Raw genomic sequence first — 17234 nt, 5'->3', positions numbered from 1 at the left:
ATGGGGTTTCTATCATTCATGCTCGGTGAAAAGCAGAAATCCGCGACGGTCGCCAAGGAACGCCTGCAGATCATCCTGGCCCACGAGCGCACCTCGCGCAGTGCCAGCCCGGACTACCTGCCCGCGTTGCAGCGCGAATTGCTGGCCGTGGTGACCAAGTACGTGTCGATCAGCCCGAACGACATCAAGGTCCATCTGGAGCGGCACGACAACCTCGAGGTGCTCGAAGTCAAGATCGAGTTGCCGGAAGGACCCCGTGTCAACTTCGACAATCAGCGCTCGGGTGGCGGTGCCTGACAGCGCTTGGCCGTCGATGCGCCCCGCCGACCGCAGGGCGTCTCGCGGTCCCAGCGCGGTGTGGGCGTGCCGGCATCGTCCATTTGCGCTTCCACCGTGTCCCACGCACGCACGCCGCGGCGGTCCACCGTCATGCGCAGCACCCAGCCAGTGCGCCCTGGCGGCTGGCTGAACCCGTCGAACACGAAGTTCCCCAGACTCCAGACGATCGGCCGGCCCTTGTAGGTGTTGGCGCCCTGGGTCACATGGGGATGCCCGCCGACCACGGCATCGGCGCCCGCGTCGATCATCCGCTGGGCGAGTTGCTGCTGGCGGGTGCTGTGCGCAGGCTCGCTCTCCCAGCCCCAATGCATGAAGGGAATCACCACATCGGCGCCTGCCCGCCGCGCGGCCCGGATGTCGGCGACAACTTCGCGGTCGTCGCTCCACGCGATGCCCGGCCAGGTGGCGCCCGCCTCGAAGGCCCGCGGCTTGAACTCGTTGTAGCCGAGCACGGCGATGCGCAGGCCCTTGCGCTTGATCCACAGCGGCGCGTGCGCTGCCTGCAGGTTCTCTCCACCGCCGAAGACCGCGATCCCCGCCGCCTTCACACGCTGCATGGTTTCCACGAGGGCGCCGCGGCCGTAGTCGCCGGAGTGGTTGTTCGACACCGCCAGCGCGTCAAACCGCCCCTGCAGCACCGGCAGCACCCGCGGGTCGGCGCGGAAGGTGAAGATCTTGCCGTCCATCGGCTGGCCGGTGGTGGCGATCGGGCACTCCAGGTTGCCGATGGTGTAGTCGGCGTCGCGCAGCACGGCGTCGAAGGCGGCCAGCGGATCGCCGCCTGCCGCGATGGTCTTGCCCGGGCCGTCGTCGAGCATGACGTCGCCTGCAAAGACCAGGCGCACGACCTCGTCCGGTTTGCGCGCAGGGGCCTTGACCTTGGCCGCCAGCGCGGGAGGTGCGAGCACGGTCAGTGCCAGCAGGGTGGTCAGCAGGCGCAGGAGGTTCATTTCGTGGAGATCCATTCGCACCAGTACTGCAGCTCGCCGTCGCGCACGGGTTCGTAGACGGTCTGGTATCCGGTGAATCCGCCGCGGCGTCCTGCGGGGTGCAAGGGTGCAGCGTAGCGGGCCTGGTGGATCAGCACCGGCCCGTCCTCGCGGTCGGCGAAGGTCTCGATGCGGAGGTCGTCGGGCAGGCCGCGGGTGCGTTCCAGCACGAGGCGGAAGCGGAAGTAGGAGCCGACCTCGACCGGTGCGACCGTCAGCGCGCTGGCCACGGGCCCGGCCTCGATGGTGCGGGTCTCGCCGCCGTAGTCGACGTGGCAGCGCACCCGGTCGGCGGCGCTGGCGGCGAGCGGCAGGAGCAGGGCGACGGCGGTCAGCGCCGCGCAGAAGAGGGGTTCAGGCCTGCGCATCGAACTGGTCTGCGTTGCGCCCGCGGATGCCCGCGTAGAAGGCCTTGATGGTGACCATGTCGCGTTCGATGTCGCCGGTCGGGTGGAACACCGGGCCGACGCCACCCACCTTGCGCTGGTAGTCGAGGTAGGCCAGCACGATCGGCACCCGGGCCTGCAGCGCGATGTAGTAGAAGCCGGTCTTCCAGTAGCGCACCTTGCTGCGGGTGCCCTCGGGCGGCACGATCAGCTGCACGGCACCATCGGCGTCGACCAGCGCCTGCGCCGACGCGGCCACGAGGTTGTTGGACGTTTCCCGCCGCACCGCGATGCCGCCCAGCCAGCGCATCAGGCCACCGAAGGGCGGGCGGAAGATCTGCCACTTGCCCATCCAGTAGACGCGCAGGTCCAGCACGAAGGCCACCATCAGCGTGTAGGGCAGGTCCCAGTTGCTGGTGTGCGGGGCGGCGATGACCACGCACTTGGTGACATCGGCCGGCAGCTGGCCCTCGACCTTCCAGCCGGAGAGCCGCAGGACGGCGGCGGAGAGGGCCCGAAAGACGCGGTTGACGCCGGGTGTATCGAAGATGGTGCGGTGCATGGGGGCGCATTCTCGCCTGACCGGATAATCCGCCCATGCAAGAACCTACGAACGCCCCCGATTCCTTTTCGCGCCTGCCGCTCTCGCCGGCGATGCTGGCCAATCTGGAGCAGCTCGGCTATACCCGGATGACCCCGATCCAGGCCGCCAGCCTGCCGCTCGCGCTCGCCGGCCACGACCTGATCGCGCAGGCCAAGACCGGCAGCGGCAAGACGGCGGCCTTCGCGCTGGCGCTGCTGGCACGGCTGGATGTCGCGCGCCAGGACGTGCAGGCCATGGTCCTGTGCCCGACCCGCGAACTCGCCGACCAGGTCACCCAGGAGATCCGCCGGCTGGCCCGCGCGCAGGACAACATCAAGATCCTGACCCTGTGCGGCGGCTCGACCATGCGCCCGCAGATCGACAGCCTGGCCCACGGCGCGCACATCGTCGTCGGCACACCCGGCCGCATCGGCGACCACCTGGAGCGCGGCAGCCTGGTGCTGGGCGTGCTCAACACGCTGGTGCTCGATGAAGCCGACCGGATGCTCGACATGGGCTTCCACGACGACATCGCGTCGATTGCCCGCCAGTGCCCGCGCCAGCGCCAGACCCTGCTGTTCTCGGCCACCTACCCGGAAGGCATCGCCAACCTGAGCCGCGAGTTCATGCGGTCGCCGCAGGAGGTCAAGCTGAAGGAGGTCCACGCGCCGAGCAAGATCCACCAGCACTGGTACGAGATCGCCGAGGACCAGCGCCTGCACGCGGTGACGCTGCTGCTGAAGAAGTACCGCCCGGACAGCGCCATCGCCTTCTGCAACACCAAGCAGCGCTGCCGCGATCTGGTGGACGTGCTGGTGGCGTCCGGCTTCGAGGCGCTGGCGCTGCACGGCGATCTGGAGCAGCGCGACCGCGACCAGGTGCTGATCCAGTTCGCCAACCGCAGCGCCTCGGTGCTGGTGGCGACCGATGTGGCCGCACGCGGTCTGGACATCGCGCAGCTCGGCGCGGTCATCAACGTCGACATCACGCCCGACACCGAGGTGCACATCCACCGCGTCGGGCGGACGGGCCGGGCGGACGAGGAGGGCCTGGCCTTCAGCCTCGCCAGCCTGGACGAGATGGGCCGCGTCGGCCGCATCGAGGTGCTGCAGGGCCGCGAGACGGTGTGGTCGCCGCTGGCGGAGCTGTTCAACGCCGAGGTCGAGGAGGCGCCGCCGCTGGTGCCGCCGATGCAGACCATCCAGATCCTGGGCGGTCGCAAGGACAAGATCCGCCCCGGCGACGTGCTGGGCGCGCTCACCGGCGAGGCGGGCTATGTGTCGGCGCAGATCGGCAAGATCAACGTCACCGACTTCCACACCTACGTGGCCGTGGACACCAAGGTGGCGCGCCAGGCGGCAGATCGGCTGAGCAAGGGCAACATCAAGGGTCGCAAGGCGAAGGCGCGGCTGCTCAAGGACGTGCTGGCCGAATCGGCTGCACGCGGTTGACAGACGGACGGACGGACGGACGGACGCACACAAGGAGCACACACCATGGGCAAGGACAAGAACGGCAAGAAGTCGGAGGACCACTCCGAACGCCCCGAACGCCTCGGCAAGTCGGACTACGCCGACGCGCTGGAGCCGATGGAGGTGGAACTCAACCGCCTGGCCCGCTGGGTGGCGCACCACGGCAAGCGCGTGCTGGTGATCTTCGAGGGCCGCGACACCGCCGGCAAGGGCGGGGCGATCAGCGCGGTCAGCGACTGCCTGAATCCGCGCCAGTGCCGTGTCGTCGCGCTGGCCAAGCCGACCGAGGTCGAGCGCACGCAGTGGTACTTCCAGCGCTACACCGCGCACCTGCCCGCGGCCGGCGAGATCGTGCTGTTCGACCGCAGCTGGTACAACCGCGCCGGCGTCGAGAAGGTGATGGGCTACTGCGGCGAGGACGAGGTGCAGCGCTTCCTGAAGCAGGCGCCCGTGTTCGAGCAGCAACTGGTCGACGACGGCATCCTGCTGTTCAAGTACTGGCTCACCGTGGACCAGGCCGAGCAGGAGACGCGCTTCGCCGAGCGCCGCAGCGACCCGCTCAAGCGCTGGAAGCTGTCGCCGATCGACCTGAAGGCGCGCCAGAAGTACCGCGAGTACGGCGCAGCCCGCGACGCGATGCTGGAAGCCACCCACACGAAGTCCGCCCCCTGGACGCTGGTGGACTTCAACGACCAGCGCCGCGGCCGGCTGACGCTGATCCGGCACCTGCTCGACCAGCTGCCCGACTGCGATGTGCCGGAACAGCTCATCGAGTTCGAACCTTTGCCCGGGCCCCCCGCGCGAGAATCGTTCACCGGGCCGCTGAAGCCGATTCCGACTTTTTGACCGCAAAACGCAGAACGTACTACCACCATGAAACACCTGTTCACCCGCGGCGTGCTGCCGCTCCTGCTGGCCGCTGCGGCGCTGCTCACCGGCTGCGACCAGCAGAAGATCGCCAAGCTCGAAGAGGGCGTCGCGACCGAGATGGACGTGATGCGCGAGTTCGGCACGCCGCTCGACATCCAGCGCCTGGACGACGGCACGCGGGTCTTCGAGTACACCCGCCAGCCGGAAGGCAGCACCAACTACTACATCACCATCGGCCCGGACGGCAAGATGGCCGGCCTGCGCCAGGTGCTGCACCCGAGCTACTTCGCCAAGGTCCAGCCGGGCATGACGGTGGCCGAGGTGCGCCGTCTGCTGGGCCAGCCCGCGGAGAAGCAGGCCTTCCAGCTCAAGAAGGAAGAGGTCTGGGACTGGCGCTGGCAGGATGGGCAAACGCGCAAGGTCTTCCGCGTCACCTACGACTTCGGTGGCAAGGTGCTGAGCGCCGCCTCGCTCGACGATCCGCGCGACCTCTCCCAGACGGGCACCCGATGACGCCAGGCGCTGCAAGCAAGCTGAAGTACCTGCGCGGCTACCCGGCTGAGCTGCAGGCGCAGGTGGTCGAACTGGTCGCCGAGGACAAGCTCGGGGCGCTGCTGGCCCGGCGCCATCCCGAGCCGCACGAGGTCCGCACCGACCGGGCGCTCTACGACTACACGCAGGAACTCAAGAGCCGCTACCTGCGCAGCGCCGAGCCGGTCACCAAGGTGCTCTACGACCAGAAGCTCAAGGTCATCCAGCACGCGCTCGGCACCCACACCACCATCTCGCGCGTGCAGGGCGGCAAGCTCAAGGCCAAGCGCGAGATCCGGGTGGCCAGCCTGTTCCGGGAGGCCCCGGCGGCCTTCCTGAAGATGATCGTCGTGCATGAACTCGCGCACCTGAAGGAGCGCGAGCACGACAAGGCCTTCTACGCGCTGTGCTGCCACATGGAGGCCAGCTACCACCAGCTGGAGTTCGACCTGCGGCTCTACCTGACGCACCTGGACCAGCGCGCTGCGGCCGTGGTCCGCAACGGCGTGGCACCCTGACCCCGTCACATCGTCGGCGTCATGGCCCAGGAGGACGATGCGGGGGGCACGGCGGAACCCGCTGAGGAGGCAGGCTCTGTCAGCAAATCGACCACCGTGGTCGGTGCGGCGATGCCGATCCGTTCGACGTTGCCGCCCTGGGCCCATTCGGCGTAGCGCCAGTCGGTGCCCAGCCGAACGAGGCCGTCCGGTGCGACGGGATCGGTTTCCGGCAATCCGGCGAGCGCCTTGTCCATGAAACCGATCCAGATCGGCAGCGCCAGCGCGCTGCCGGAGGCCTGCTCGCCCAGGCTGCGCGGCTCGTCGAAACCCACCCAGGCCACCGCGACGACGCTGGGGTGGAAGCCCGCGAACCAGGCGTCGACGGCGTCGTTGGTGGTGCCGGTCTTGCCGTAGAGGTCGCTGCGCTGCAGGGTGCGCTGGGTGAGCGCGGCGGTGCCACCCGCGCGGGTGACGTCCTGCAGCATCGAGTTGACGAGGAAGACGTTGCGCACCGGAATCGCGTGGCTGTCGGCTTCGCGGGGTGGCAGGCGCGGTGGCTGGAACACGACCACGCCCTGCGCGTTGGTGATGCGGTCGATGAAGACCGGGGTCGTGTCATGGCCGCCATTGGCGAGCATCGCGTAGGCCTTGGCCAGCTGCAGCGGCGTGGTGCTGCCGGAGCCGAGCGCCAGGGTCAGGTCGTTCGGCAGGCGGGCCGGGTCGAAACCGAAGCGGCTGATCCAGTCCCGGGCGCTCTCCAGCCCGATCTGTTGCAGCAGGCGCAGGCTGACGAGGTTCTTGGACCGCACCAGCCCCTGCCGCACCGTGATCGGGCCATCGAAGCGGCCATCGGCATTGCGCGGCTGCCAGCTGGCGAGGGCGGTTTCGCTGTCGCTGGCACTGGCGCTGGCATTGGCACTGGTGGCCAGGAGTGGTGCATCGTTGACGAGGGTGTCGGGCATCACGCCCTGTTCCAGCGCCGCGGAGTAGAGAAAGGGCTTGATGCTGGAGCCAGCCTGTCGCCAGGCCTGCGTTGCCCGGTTGAAGGGGCTGCGCGTGAAGTCGAAGCCGCCGACGAGGGCCTTCAGCCGCCCGCTGGCAGGCTCCAGCGCGACGAAGGCCGCCTGCACCTGCGGCCACTGCGCGATGGCCCAGCCGAAGTCCCGCCGCTCCAGCCGGACGACCGCACCACGGCGGATCGCGAGGTCCTCGGGGGCGTCTGGCAGCAATGCGGCCCGCACGCGGGCGAGCCCGGCGCCGCTCAGCTGGATGGTTTCGCCGGTGGCGAGCTGCGCCGCGACGCCCCGGTGGTCGGACTCGGTGACGATGGCCAGCCGCAGGTCGGTGTCGTCCTGGTGGTCGCGCAGGGCCTGGGCGGCGGCACGCTCCAGTTCGGCGCCACGCAGGAAGGGCAGGGTCTCGTGCGCCTCGGGGCCGCGCCAGGGCTGGTGGCGCTCGTGGTCCATCACGGTGGCGCGCAGTGCGGCGTAGGCGGCTTGCTGCTCAGCGGCGCGCACGGTGGTGTAGACCTTGTAGCCCTGCGTGTTCGCAGTCTCGCCGAAGCGGGCCACCACCGCCTGCCGCGCCATCTCGGCGAGGTACTCGGCGTGGACCCCGGTGTGCGTGGGCAGCTGGATCGCCAGGGTTTCGGTCAGCGCGGCGGTGTGCTCGTCCGGCGTGATCAGGCCGACCTTTTCCATGCGCTTGAGCACCAGCGCCTGCCGGGCCCGGGCGCGGGCGATGTTGGTGACCGGGTTGGCGTAGCTCGGGTTCTGCGGCAGCCCGGCGAGCATGGCCGACTCGGCGATCGACAGCGCCGACAGCGGCTTGCCGAAGTAGACCTGCGCCGCGGCGGCGAAACCGTAGGCACGCTGGCCGAGGTAGATCTGGTTCATGTACAGCTCGAGGATCTGCGCCTTGCTGAGCTGGCGCTCGATCTGCAGCGCCAGCAGGGCTTCCTTGAGCTTGCGCTCCAGCGTCTTGCTGGGCGAGAGGAAGAAGTTGCGCGCCACCTGCTGCGTGATGGTCGAGGCCCCCTGGCGCATGCCGCCGCCGAGGTTGGCCAGCAGGGCGCGGGCGATGCCGAGCGGGTCGATGCCGAAGTGCTGCTCGAAGCGGGTGTCCTCGATGGCGAGCACGGCGCCCTGCAGCATCGCCGGGATCTCCGCGATCGGCACGAACTGGCGCCGCTCGGCACCGAACTGCCCGATCTGCGTCCCGTCGGCGGTGTAGACCACCAGCGGCTGCTGCGGTTCGTAGTGGGTGACCTTGTCGAGCGGAGGCAGGTCGGGCCACAGGCGGGCGACGGCCATGCCGAGGCCGAGGACGCCGACCAGGGCCACGGCCAGCACGAGTCCAAACACGATCTTGCCTGTCGTGCGCACGGCCTGCCACCGGCGCCGGTGCATGGGGAGATTCGACTTCACGGCAGGGCGCAGCTGGGGTGGCAGGAGTGGGTTGGCACGCCGACTGTAGCCGTCGCGGCTGCGGGCCAAGCCTCGCCAAAGGAATGGGATGAGGGTTTTTCAGTACACACTGAGGGCCATTTTCTGCCTAAGCCGATGACCGAGCCTTTCAAGTATCGACGCTGCCCGCCGGTGATGAACCTGGCAACGTACGCACCGGCCCTCATGGCCTGGCCGGCTGGGCGCTGTGGCCGATGGGCGAATGGGTCGCGCGCCGCGCGCTGCTGGCTGCTCTCCGCAGTCTTCGAGCTGCGCGTGCCGGGTGGCGTCAGCCCAGCAGCTGGCCGAGCGCGTCGAAGCGCTCCGGGCTGAAGCCGACGGTGTGGCGGCCGTCCGGCCACTGCACGACCGGGCGCTTGATGACACTCGCCTGCGCCAGCATCAGCGCGCGGGCGCTGGCGGCATCGGTGACCGCGGCTCTGGTGGCGTCGTCGAGCTTGCGCCAGGTCGTGCCGCTGCGGTTGAGCAGCGTTTCCCAGCCGACCTGGGCGATCCAGGCGTCCAGCGCTGTTGCGGGCACACCTTGCTTCTTGAAGTCGTGGAAGGTGACCGCCACGCCGCGCTCGACCAGCCAGGCGCGGGCCTTCTTGACGGTGTCGCAGTTCGGGATGCCGTACAGCGTGAGGGCGACCGGGTGGCTCATTGGCGCGCCGTCCGGACGTTGACGGGCGCGGCCGCGGGGAAGCTGGTGCGCCAGGGGTTGATGTCCAGCCCGCCGCGGCGGGTGTAGCGGGCGTAGACCTGCAGCTTGACGGGCTGGCAGCGGGTCAGGATGTCCATGTAGATCCGCTCGACGCACTGTTCGTGGAATTCGTTGTGCCCGCGGAAACTCACGAGGTAGCGCAGCAGGCCGGCCTGGTCGATCTGCGGGCCGCTGTAGTGGATCTGCACGCTGCCCCAGTCCGGCTGGCCGGTGACCAGGCAGTTGCTCTTGAGCAGGTGGGAGGTGAGCGTCTCGGTGACGGGCAGCTCGTCGAGCGCCGCCGTGAGCAGCTCGGGCGCGGGCTGGAAGACGTCGCAGTCGATGTCCATGCGGTCCAGGCAGAGGCCGGAGAGTTCGTGGATCGGCTGCGCGTCGAAGGCCTCGGGCAGCACCAGCTTCACGCCGACCCGCACGCCAGTGGCCGCGCTCAGGTCGCGCACCAGCAGCTCGCGCACCGCGTCGATCGACGCGAAGCGGGTCATGTTGAAGCTGTTGAGGTAGAGCTTGAGCGACTTGCTCTCGATGATGTTCGGCGATTCGCAGGGCACCGTGAACGTCGCCAGTGCCACCTCGGGCTTGCCGCGCAGCGTGAGCCAGGACAGCTCGAACGCAGTCCACAGGTCGGCGCCCATGAAGGGCAGGCGGCTTTGGGTGTTGGCGGTGGTGAGGCCGATCTCCTCGCGCTTGGGGGCGCGCGACATCGGGTACAGCAGCTCGGGGGCGTAGGTGTCGCGGTAGGTGGCCACCGTCTTGCCGAGGGGCGAGGCGTCGGGGTTGCTGTGGGCGGGTGCTTGGTCGGTCATGGTTCGGGATGGTAGCCAAGCAGCTCGACCGGCGGCTGCAGGCCCAGGCGCTGTGCGTGGCGGGCCAGCAGCGGGTCGGCGGTGACGAAGCCGGTGGCGCCCGCTTCGGCGCTGATCGCCAGGTGCAGCGCGTCGGCGAAGTCCATGCCTGCGGTGTGGGCCATCTGGGCGGTCCAGACGGCCTCGATGTCGGGGCAGTGCAGGTTGGGCAGCGCCAGGATGGCGGCGATGGCGCGGCTGAGGTCGTTGTTGCCGATGCGCTTGCTCTTGAGCAGCCAGACCAGCTCCAGCAGCACGGTGCCGGTGACACCGTAGCGCTTGGGCTGGCGCAGCAACTCGCGTGCAGCGGCGTAGGCGGCGGGCTGGTCGCGCAGGATGAGCCGTGCGAGCACGGAGCTGTCGAGGAAGATCATGGCTGGCCCCGGCCCAGGCGGCGGTCCTCGCTGCCCAGCAGGGCGACGATGGCGGCTTCGTCCTCGGTGGCGCTGGTCGGGGCGACCTCGGGGCGGTACAGGCAGCCCGCGAGCTGGTCGACGGCCGCGTGGATCGCGTCCAGGTCGAACTCCGGCTCGCGCAGCGGCTCCAGCACGAGCCGGCCGGCGTCGACACTCAGCGCGAACCGGGTGCCGGGCAGCAGATTCAACTCGTTGCGCAGCGCCTTGGGGATGACGATCTGGCCCTTGCTGGAGAGGCTGGCGGTGTGCATCGGCGTGACTCGGACGTGGGTCGGTCGAAGGTGGCGGGGAGGTGCACCCAGTTTACCGAGTTCTGCGCTCCGGGCCGACAGGGCGCAGGCACTTGGCCCATGCCGTCCAAACTCCGCATTCCTCCTGATTTCCTCCGCTTCTTGCCGGATGGATGCAGGGGCATGCCCCGTGTTCAGGGGCCGTGTGCATGGGCCGTCCTATACTGCCCGATCGATTCATGGTGTGCAGGCTGGCGTGGTCTGCAACGCAAGAGGTGTCCGAAAATGGGTAGCAAATTGAAGGTTGCGGGTTGGGTGGCTGTCGGGGCCGTCGCCGGTGCGCTGGCCACGATGCAGTTGCAGGCCACGGCGCGCAGTGCGCTGTCGCCGCTGCCGCTGGAGGACATGCAGCAGCTGGCGGCAGTGTTCGACCTCGTCAAGCGTTCCTACGTCGAGCCGGTCGATGAGAAGAAGCTGATCCGCGACGCGATCGGCGGCATGGTGTCCGGGCTGGACCCGCACTCGGCCTACTTCGAAGGCCAGGCTTACAAGGAATTCCACGAAGGAATCAGCGGCAAGTTCACGGGTGTGGGCATCCAGATCGAGATGGAAGAGGGCCTCGTGAAGGTCGTCTCGCCGATCGAGGGATCCCCCGCCTTCCGCGCTGGCATGCAGACGGGTGACCTGATCACGCGCATCGACGAGACCGCCGTCAAGGGCCTGAACATGGACCAGGCCATCAAGCGCATGCGCGGCCCGAGCGGCTCCAAGGTGCTGCTGACGGTCTACCGCAAGGCCGAGAACCGCACCTTCCCCGTCACGATCATCCGCGAGGAGATCAAGACCAAGAGCGTGCGCTCGAAGGTGATGGAGCCGGGCTACGCCTGGATCCGCGTCAACCAGTTCCAGGAGCCGACGCTGCGCGACTTCGTCGAGCAGTTGAAGGAAATTTTCCGCGCCGAGCCGAACCTGAAGGGTCTGGTGCTCGACCTGCGCAACGACCCGGGCGGCCTGCTCGACAGCGCGGTCGGCATCTCGGCGGCCTTCCTGCCCAAGGACGCGGTGGTGGTGTCGACCAATGGCCAGATCCCCGAGTCGCGCAGCGTGCTCAAGGCCTCGCCGATGTTCTATTCGCGGGACGGCAGCGACCTGCTGGCGGGCCTGCCGGCGCTGATCAAGTCGGTGCCGGTGGTGGTGCTGGTCAACGAAGGCTCGGCCTCGGCCAGCGAGATCGTGGCCGGCGCGCTCAAGGACCACAAGCGGGCCATCATCATGGGCTCGCAGACCTTCGGCAAGGGCTCGGTGCAGAGCGAGATGGCGCGTCTGCCGATGCCCAACACCTCGCTGAAGATCACGACGGCGCGCTACTACACGCCGTCCGGCCAGTCGATCCAGGCCAAGGGCATCCTGCCCGACATCCCCGTGGACGAGACCGCAGAAGGCAGCCCGTACGCCGCGCTGCGCCTGCGCGAGGCCGATCTGGACAAGCACCTGATCAACGGCCCGGAAGCCGACAAGAAGGATGCTGCCCGCGAGAAGGCCCGCGAGGAGGCGCTCAAGAAGCTGGAAGAGGCGAATGCCAAGGCCAAGGAAGCGAAGGACAAGGACAAGCCGGTCGCCCGCCTGCCCGAGTACGGCGCGCCCGAGGACTTCCCGCTCCAGCAGGCGCTCAACCGCCTGAAGGGCAAGCCGGTCGTGGCCTCCAAGACGCAGGTCGAGCGCAAGGCCGACGAGCCGAAGCCGAACTGAGCGTGAGCGGGAGCCTGCGCTTGGACGCCCTCGACGAGATGAACGACGACCAGCTGCTGCGCTACAGCCGCCACATCCTGCTCGACGAGATCGGCGTGGAAGGGCAGCAGCGGCTGCTGGCGGCCCACGCGCTGGTGATCGGTGCGGGCGGGCTGGGCTCACCGGTGCTGCTCTATCTGGCCAGCGCGGGCGTCGGCACGGTCACCGTGGTCGACCACGACACGGTGGACCGCACCAACCTGCAGCGCCAGATCGCCCACACCGAAGACCGCGTCGGCCAGCCCAAGGTGCTGTCCGCCGCGGCCTCGATGGCGGCGATCAACCCGGAGGTGCGGGTCCACACCATCGCCGAGCGCGCGGATGCCGCGATGCTCGACACGCTGGTGGCGCGGGCCGACGTGGTGCTGGACTGCAGCGATAACTTCCCCACGCGCCACGCGGTCAACGCCGCCTGCGTGCAGCATGGCAAGCCGCTGGTCTCGGGCGCGGCGATCGGGCTGGACGGCCAGATCTCGGTCTGGGATCCGCGTGCTGCGGCCGACCCGTGCTACGCCTGCGTGTTTCCGCCCTCGGCCGAAGTGCCGGAGGTGCGCTGCGCCACGATGGGCGTGTTCGCGCCGCTGGTCGGCATCATCGGCACGATGCAGGCGGCCGAGGCACTGAAGATCCTGGCCGGCTTTGGCACCTCGCTGGCCGGACGGCTGCAGATGCTCGACGTGCGCCGCATGGAATGGACCGAGATCCGCATGGGCCGCGACCCCGCGTGCCCCGTCTGCGCGGATCGACACACCGAACGACATGGACCACTCTCATCCTGACCTGAAAGCCCGCAACTTCCCCAGCGCGGAGGAAGAAGCCCTCGCCGCCCAGCCGGCGTCCCGCTACAGCGGCCCGGAAAGCGCCTACCGGCTCGCGTTCACCGACAACGATTTCCTGCTGCTCGAGGAGCTGCGCCCGGTGCGGATGCAGCTGGAGCTGCTCAAACCGGAACTGGTGCAGCGCGAGCAGGGCATCGAATCCACCATCGTCATCTTTGGCAGCGCCCGCATCCTGCCGCTGGACGTCGCGGCCAGCCGCCTGGACGAGGCCGAAGCCAGCGGTGACGCGGTTGCGGTGGCCCGCGCCCGCACGCAGGTGCAGATGAGCCGCTACTACGAGGAAGCGCGGGCCTTCGGGGCCATCGTCACGCGCGAGTCGGCGCGGCTCGAGACACCGATCTACGTGGTCACCGGCGGTGGTCCCGGCATCATGGAGGCGGGCAACCGCGGGGCGTTCGAGGTGGGTGGACGCAGCATCGGCCTGAACATCGTGCTGCCGCACGAGCAGGAGCCGAACGCCTACATCACGCCCGAGCTGTGCTTCCAGTTCCACTACTTCGCACTGCGCAAGATGCATTTCCTGATGCGCAGCATCGCGCTCGTCTGCTTCCCGGGCGGCTTCGGCACGCTCGACGAGCTGTTCGAGACGATGACGCTGGTGCAGACGGGCAAGTCGCGCCGCCGGCCCATCCTGCTGTTCGGTCGCGATTTCTGGACCCGGCTGATCGACTTCGACTGGCTGATCGAGACCGGCATGATCGGCCCGCGCGACACCGAACTGTTCCAGTTCGTCGAGACTGCCGAAGAGGCCTGGGCCTACCTGTCGAGCCACTACGGCTTCGACCTTCCCGACACGCAGACCGGCAAGTTCGCCGAGGACATGTGAGCATGGTGCAGACCCGCAAGACCGTGGTGTCCCTGATCGGTGTACCGACGGATGCCGGAGCCTCGGCCCGCGGCGCTTCGATGGGGCCTGAAGCCTTGCGGGTCGCCGGACTGCGCGAGCGTCTGGAGGCCCACGGGCTGGAGGTGCGCGATACCGGCAACCTCGCCGGCCCGGCCAATCCCTGGCAGCCCCCGGTCGACGGCTACCGCCACCTGGCCGAAGTCGCCGAGTGGAACCGCCTGACGCACGAGGCGGTGCACGCCGAACTGGCGTCCGGGCGCCTGCCGATCATGCTGGGCGGCGACCACTGCCTGGGCATTGGCTCGATCAGCGCGGTCGCGCGCCATTGCCGCGAACAGGGCCGCAAGCTGCGCGTGCTGTGGCTCGATGCCCATGCCGACTTCAACACCAGCGCCATCACGCCGAGCGGCAACATCCATGGCATGCCGGTGGCCTGCCTGTGTGGCTTCGGTCCGGACGAACTGATCAGCATTGGCGGCCACGTGCCGGCGATCTCGCCCAAGGTGATCCGCCAGATCGGCATCCGCAGCGTGGACGAGGGCGAGAAGCGCTTCGTGCACCAGCAGGACCTCGAAGTCTTCGACATGCGCTACATCGACGAGATGGGCATGCGCCATGCCATGGAGCTGGCGCTGGCCACGCTCGACGACAACACCCACCTGCACGTGAGCTTCGATGTCGATTTCCTCGACCCGGACATCGCGCCCGGCGTGGGCACCACTGTGCCGGGCGGGCCGACCTACCGCGAGGCCCAGCTCTGCATGGAGATGATCGCCGACACCGGGCGTCTGGCCTCGCTGGACGTGGTCGAGCTGAACCCGGCCTTCGACCACCGCAACCGGACCGCCGAACTCGCCGTCGATCTGATCGAAAGCCTGTTCGGCAAGAGTACCTTGATGCGCAAGTGAGGGGGCTGCGGCGAGTCCGAGGGATCGGACAAGCCGACCGTCATCGGGCGGAAGGATGGTGCGGCGACAATCCGCGGGTTGCCTCTGCACCGCAGGCCCCTTCCTCACCCACCATCGCGCATGACTGTTCGGACCTCCACTCCTTCGCCCTCTGATTCCCGAACCGCGTACGCCCTGTCCCTGACGCCCCTGCCCGAGCGCTCCCGGCTGCAAGCCGACTGGCTGGCGCTCGAGTCCCGCTCCCGGGCGAGCTTCTTCACCTCCTGGGCCTGGATCGGCGTCTGGCTGGACACGCTGCCGCCGACCGTGCAGCCGCGCCTGCTGCAGGCCCGCCAGGGCGAGCAGCTCGTCGGGCTGGCGCTGGTGGTCGATGGACCGGCCCGCCGGCGCTTCGGGCTGCGTTTCTGCAGCACCGCCTTCCTGCACGCGACCGGCCAGCCCGAGTTCGACATCCTCACCATCGAGCACAACGATTTCCTGCTCGACGCCGAGCAGGCGGATGCGGTGCGCGTCGCCATGGCCGGCCACTGGCTGGCGCAATTGCAAGGCGTGACCGAGGTGACGCTGCCAGGACTGGCGGGCAGCGGCTGGCCCGCGGGCGCGGAGCAGGCCGGACGGCGCCCGGTGACGCGCGAGGACTGGGTGCGCCGCTCCTACGCCGTGGACCTGCCGGCAGTGCGCGCGGCGGGTGGTGATTTCCTGAAGCTCATCAGCGCCAACAGCCGCTCGCAGATCCGGCGCAGCATGAAGGAATACGGGCGCGTCGGTGAACTCACGCTGGAGGCCGCGACCACGGTGGCCCAGGGCCTCGACTGGCTGGACCGGCTGGCGGCGCTGCACCAGGCGCACTGGGTGGCGCAGGGCGAGCCGGGCGCGTTCAGCAACCCGTTCTTCACCCGCTTCCACCGCACGCTGGTGGAGCGGCACCTGCTGGACGGCGGGGTGCAATTGCTGCGCGTCGCCGTCGGCGAACACGACCTGGCCTTCCTCTACAGCTTCGTGCGTGGTGGCCGGGTGTATTTCTACCAGTCGGGGCTGGAGTACGGCCTGATCGAGAAACACGCGCGGCCCGGTCTGGTGGCCCATGTGCTGGCGGCCCAGTACAACGCCGCCCAAGGCCACGACGTCTATGACTTCATGGCCGGCGAGTCGCGCTACAAGGTCAATCTGGCGACGCTGGACGAGCAGATGACCTGGACGACGCTGCGCACCTCAGCCTGGCGTTTCGATCTGGAAGCGGCGCTGCGGCGTCGGCGCCAGCGCAAGGTGGCTGCTGCGCCTGCGGCGGCCGAAGCGCAGGCCGACTGAGCGCCTGCACCTGCGCCGGTGCCGGGCCGGCCGCGTCAGGCCGTGTGCAGGGCCCGGCGGTGGCGCTTGGCGGCCAGGGCCCAGGCGGGGGTCAGGATCTTGAGCAGCACCCGCAGCGTCAGCGCATCCACGCACCCGAACCGGACCACGCTGCGGGACAGCAGCTGGGCGGCTTTCCACTTGTCGTTGTCCACCTCGGCATCGGCCGCATCGGCACAGAAAAAGCCCAGATCCGCCCGGAAACGGGGCAACTCGGCCAGGTAGAGCGCCTCGTCGCGGCGGCAGATGCGCTCGGCCACCCGCAGCGTGTCGGTGCTCGCCTTGATGCGGTGGCGGGGCGAGGACATCTGGGTGGCGGACAGCCGGTATTCCAGCAGCGGGCGTTCCACGAAGGCGACCTGACCCACGGCGGCCACACGCGCGATCCAGTCCCAGTCGCACATCGAGCCGGCATCGGCATCGAAAGTGCCCACCGTGTCGAGCAGTTCGCGGCGGAACATGATCGTCGGGGGATGAACGAAGTTGCCGTGGGCGATCGCACGGTAGGCATTGCCGCGGTAGACGGTGGTCTGGCGATCGGATTCGGCGACGACCGGCGAGGCGGGCAGGCACCCCGTCAAGTCCATGCGCTCGACCCGCTCCAGCAGGGACTGCACGCCCTTGGACGCACGACCGATGCTGGCGTAGTAGTGGCTCGCGTAGGCCAGGCCGACGACGCCCTGCTCATTGAAGGCATTGAAGTCGCTGCAGCACAGGACCACGTCCGTCCACTGCTGCAGCACCCGGGCCTGCACGGCCAGGCGCTCGGGCAGGCAGAGGTCGTCTGCGTCCATCAGGGCGATCAGCTGGCCGCGGGCCGCTGCCACACCTGTGCTGCGGGCGCTGGGGAGTCCGCCGTTCGGCTGCCGGACCGTGCGGATGCGGTCGCCGTAGCTGGCGAGCACGGCGGCGGTGTTGTCGGTGGAGCCATCGTCCACGACGATGATCTCGATGTTCGGCCAGGTCTGGGAAAAGAGGCTGTCCAAGGTCGCAGGCAGGGACTGCTGCGCGTTGTAGGCAGGGATGACGACGCTGATCAGCCCGGGTGGGCTGACGGAAACTCCTGACATGGCTTCGGGCTCCGGAGTGCCCTCACGGGCAAAGTGGTACTACTTCTACTCTCGTGGATGATTTCAGAAGTCACACAAAAAGGAAAGTTTTCCCACTTCGAATCAGCAT

The 17234-nt window shown here is 68.9% G+C and carries 19 protein-coding genes; 10 read left to right on the top strand and 9 right to left on the bottom strand.

All coding sequences use genetic code 11. The features are described 5' to 3' along the window. Positions 1-297: a cell division topological specificity factor MinE gene (minE, locus tag AABN02_RS06860; protein WP_338414172.1), complete on the top strand. Its 297-nt coding sequence runs from the start codon at positions 1-3 to the stop codon at positions 295-297. Here minE and AABN02_RS06855 read toward each other — a convergent pair. From AABN02_RS06855 to AABN02_RS06845, 3 genes are read right to left on the bottom strand one after another with little or no spacing between them, the layout of a single operon-like run. Continuing rightward, the gene (locus AABN02_RS06855) at positions 273-1289 is read right to left on the bottom strand and encodes a CapA family protein (RefSeq protein ID WP_338414171.1); all 1017 of its coding nucleotides are present in this window, start codon (positions 1287-1289) and stop codon (positions 273-275) included. The genes minE and AABN02_RS06855 overlap by 25 nt on opposite strands. After that, complete coding sequence (locus AABN02_RS06850; protein ID WP_338414170.1) at positions 1286-1696, bottom strand: hypothetical protein; 411 nt, start codon at positions 1694-1696, stop codon at positions 1286-1288. Before AABN02_RS06850 ends, AABN02_RS06855 begins: the two co-directional genes overlap by 4 nt. Then, complete coding sequence (locus AABN02_RS06845) at positions 1683-2276, bottom strand: 1-acyl-sn-glycerol-3-phosphate acyltransferase (RefSeq protein ID WP_338414169.1); 594 nt, start codon at positions 2274-2276, stop codon at positions 1683-1685. Before AABN02_RS06845 ends, AABN02_RS06850 begins: the two co-directional genes overlap by 14 nt. A 35-nt stretch (positions 2277-2311) precedes the next feature. On the opposite strand from AABN02_RS06845, the gene dbpA reads away from it, so the two are divergent. From dbpA to AABN02_RS06825, 4 genes are read left to right on the top strand one after another with little or no spacing between them, the layout of a single operon-like run. After that, positions 2312-3748, top strand: coding sequence for an ATP-dependent RNA helicase DbpA (gene dbpA / locus AABN02_RS06840; protein WP_338414168.1), 1437 nt, complete (start codon positions 2312-2314; stop codon positions 3746-3748). 45 nt (positions 3749-3793) lie between these two features. Next, entirely contained in the window at positions 3794-4615 is an 822-nt protein-coding gene (ppk2, locus tag AABN02_RS06835; protein WP_338414167.1) for a polyphosphate kinase 2, read from the top strand. A 27-nt stretch (positions 4616-4642) separates the two neighbouring features. Then, positions 4643-5152 carry an outer membrane protein assembly factor BamE gene (locus tag AABN02_RS06830; protein WP_338414166.1) on the top strand — a complete coding sequence of 170 codons (510 nt, stop codon included), beginning with the start codon at positions 4643-4645 and terminating at the stop codon, positions 5150-5152. After that, entirely contained in the window at positions 5149-5688 is a 540-nt protein-coding gene (locus AABN02_RS06825) for a M48 family metallopeptidase (protein ID WP_338414165.1), read from the top strand. The genes AABN02_RS06830 and AABN02_RS06825 overlap by 4 nt, the downstream gene beginning before the upstream one ends. Before the next feature lie 5 nt (positions 5689-5693). On the opposite strand, the gene AABN02_RS06820 is transcribed toward AABN02_RS06825, so the two are convergent. The 5 genes from AABN02_RS06820 to AABN02_RS06800 form a co-directional block, all read right to left on the bottom strand. Then, a complete protein-coding gene (locus AABN02_RS06820) occupies positions 5694-8078 on the bottom strand; it encodes a PBP1A family penicillin-binding protein (RefSeq protein ID WP_338414164.1) in 2385 nt (794 codons plus the stop codon). Positions 8079-8403: 325 nt separating this feature from the next. Next, positions 8404-8778 carry an ArsC family reductase gene (locus AABN02_RS06815; protein WP_338414163.1) on the bottom strand — a complete coding sequence of 125 codons (375 nt, stop codon included), beginning with the start codon at positions 8776-8778 and terminating at the stop codon, positions 8404-8406. Then, positions 8775-9641, bottom strand: a complete 867-nt coding sequence (queF, locus tag AABN02_RS06810) for an NADPH-dependent 7-cyano-7-deazaguanine reductase QueF (protein ID WP_338414162.1) — start codon at positions 9639-9641, stop codon at positions 8775-8777. The genes AABN02_RS06815 and queF overlap by 4 nt, the downstream gene beginning before the upstream one ends. After that, positions 9638-10054, bottom strand: a complete 417-nt coding sequence (locus AABN02_RS06805; protein WP_338414161.1) for a type II toxin-antitoxin system VapC family toxin — start codon at positions 10052-10054, stop codon at positions 9638-9640. Before AABN02_RS06805 ends, queF begins: the two co-directional genes overlap by 4 nt. Next, positions 10051-10347: an AbrB/MazE/SpoVT family DNA-binding domain-containing protein gene (locus AABN02_RS06800; protein WP_338414160.1), complete on the bottom strand. Its 297-nt coding sequence runs from the start codon at positions 10345-10347 to the stop codon at positions 10051-10053. The genes AABN02_RS06805 and AABN02_RS06800 overlap by 4 nt, the downstream gene beginning before the upstream one ends. A 264-nt stretch (positions 10348-10611) precedes the next feature. Between AABN02_RS06800 and AABN02_RS06795 the strand changes: the two genes are divergently transcribed. The 5 genes from AABN02_RS06795 (at position 10612) to AABN02_RS06775 (ending at position 16016) form a co-directional block, all read left to right on the top strand. After that, complete coding sequence (locus tag AABN02_RS06795) at positions 10612-12075, top strand: S41 family peptidase (protein WP_338414159.1); 1464 nt, start codon at positions 10612-10614, stop codon at positions 12073-12075. Between the two features lie 38 nt (positions 12076-12113). Further along, on the top strand, positions 12114-12893 hold the full coding sequence (locus AABN02_RS06790; protein ID WP_338414195.1) for a HesA/MoeB/ThiF family protein: 780 nt from the start codon (positions 12114-12116) through the stop codon (positions 12891-12893). After that, positions 12874-13779 carry a TIGR00730 family Rossman fold protein gene (locus AABN02_RS06785; RefSeq protein WP_338414158.1) on the top strand — a complete coding sequence of 302 codons (906 nt, stop codon included), beginning with the start codon at positions 12874-12876 and terminating at the stop codon, positions 13777-13779. The genes AABN02_RS06790 and AABN02_RS06785 overlap by 20 nt, the downstream gene beginning before the upstream one ends. A gap of 2 nt (positions 13780-13781) precedes the next feature. Beyond that, entirely contained in the window at positions 13782-14708 is a 927-nt protein-coding gene (gene rocF, locus AABN02_RS06780; RefSeq protein WP_338414157.1) for an arginase, read from the top strand. A gap of 120 nt (positions 14709-14828) precedes the next feature. Beyond that, positions 14829-16016, top strand: coding sequence for a GNAT family N-acetyltransferase (locus AABN02_RS06775; RefSeq protein WP_338414156.1), 1188 nt, complete (start codon positions 14829-14831; stop codon positions 16014-16016). A gap of 35 nt (positions 16017-16051) precedes the next feature. Here AABN02_RS06775 and AABN02_RS06770 read toward each other — a convergent pair whose 3' ends face one another. After that, positions 16052-17125: a glycosyltransferase family 2 protein gene (locus AABN02_RS06770; protein ID WP_338414155.1), complete on the bottom strand. Its 1074-nt coding sequence runs from the start codon at positions 17123-17125 to the stop codon at positions 16052-16054. Positions 17126-17234: the final 109 nt, after the last annotated feature.

The sequence above is a fragment of the uncultured Sphaerotilus sp. genome (genome assembly GCF_963924895.1).
Taxonomy (GTDB): Bacteria; Pseudomonadota; Gammaproteobacteria; order Burkholderiales; family Burkholderiaceae_C; genus Sphaerotilus.
This window is presented reverse-complemented; position numbering and strand designations above follow the sequence as displayed.

Excerpts from the sequence above, each read along its gene's own strand:
- minE (WP_338414172.1), top strand. The coding sequence starts at position 1 with ATGGGGTTTCTATCATTCATGCTCGGTGAAAAGCAGAAATCCGCGACG.
- AABN02_RS06855 (WP_338414171.1), bottom strand. The coding sequence starts at position 1,289 with ATGAACCTCCTGCGCCTGCTGACCACCCTGCTGGCACTGACCGTGCTC.
- AABN02_RS06850 (WP_338414170.1), bottom strand. The coding sequence starts at position 1,696 with ATGCGCAGGCCTGAACCCCTCTTCTGCGCGGCGCTGACCGCCGTCGCC.
- AABN02_RS06845 (WP_338414169.1), bottom strand. The coding sequence starts at position 2,276 with ATGCACCGCACCATCTTCGATACACCCGGCGTCAACCGCGTCTTTCGG.
- dbpA (WP_338414168.1), top strand. The coding sequence starts at position 2,312 with ATGCAAGAACCTACGAACGCCCCCGATTCCTTTTCGCGCCTGCCGCTC.
- ppk2 (WP_338414167.1), top strand. The coding sequence starts at position 3,794 with ATGGGCAAGGACAAGAACGGCAAGAAGTCGGAGGACCACTCCGAACGC.
- AABN02_RS06830 (WP_338414166.1), top strand. The coding sequence starts at position 4,643 with ATGAAACACCTGTTCACCCGCGGCGTGCTGCCGCTCCTGCTGGCCGCT.
- AABN02_RS06825 (WP_338414165.1), top strand. The coding sequence starts at position 5,149 with ATGACGCCAGGCGCTGCAAGCAAGCTGAAGTACCTGCGCGGCTACCCG.
- AABN02_RS06820 (WP_338414164.1), bottom strand. The coding sequence starts at position 8,078 with ATGCACCGGCGCCGGTGGCAGGCCGTGCGCACGACAGGCAAGATCGTG.
- AABN02_RS06815 (WP_338414163.1), bottom strand. The coding sequence starts at position 8,778 with ATGAGCCACCCGGTCGCCCTCACGCTGTACGGCATCCCGAACTGCGAC.
- queF (WP_338414162.1), bottom strand. The coding sequence starts at position 9,641 with ATGACCGACCAAGCACCCGCCCACAGCAACCCCGACGCCTCGCCCCTC.
- AABN02_RS06805 (WP_338414161.1), bottom strand. The coding sequence starts at position 10,054 with ATGATCTTCCTCGACAGCTCCGTGCTCGCACGGCTCATCCTGCGCGAC.
- AABN02_RS06800 (WP_338414160.1), bottom strand. The coding sequence starts at position 10,347 with ATGCACACCGCCAGCCTCTCCAGCAAGGGCCAGATCGTCATCCCCAAG.
- AABN02_RS06795 (WP_338414159.1), top strand. The coding sequence starts at position 10,612 with ATGGGTAGCAAATTGAAGGTTGCGGGTTGGGTGGCTGTCGGGGCCGTC.
- AABN02_RS06790 (WP_338414195.1), top strand. The coding sequence starts at position 12,114 with ATGAACGACGACCAGCTGCTGCGCTACAGCCGCCACATCCTGCTCGAC.
- AABN02_RS06785 (WP_338414158.1), top strand. The coding sequence starts at position 12,874 with ATGGACCACTCTCATCCTGACCTGAAAGCCCGCAACTTCCCCAGCGCG.
- rocF (WP_338414157.1), top strand. The coding sequence starts at position 13,782 with ATGGTGCAGACCCGCAAGACCGTGGTGTCCCTGATCGGTGTACCGACG.
- AABN02_RS06775 (WP_338414156.1), top strand. The coding sequence starts at position 14,829 with ATGACTGTTCGGACCTCCACTCCTTCGCCCTCTGATTCCCGAACCGCG.
- AABN02_RS06770 (WP_338414155.1), bottom strand. The coding sequence starts at position 17,125 with ATGTCAGGAGTTTCCGTCAGCCCACCCGGGCTGATCAGCGTCGTCATC.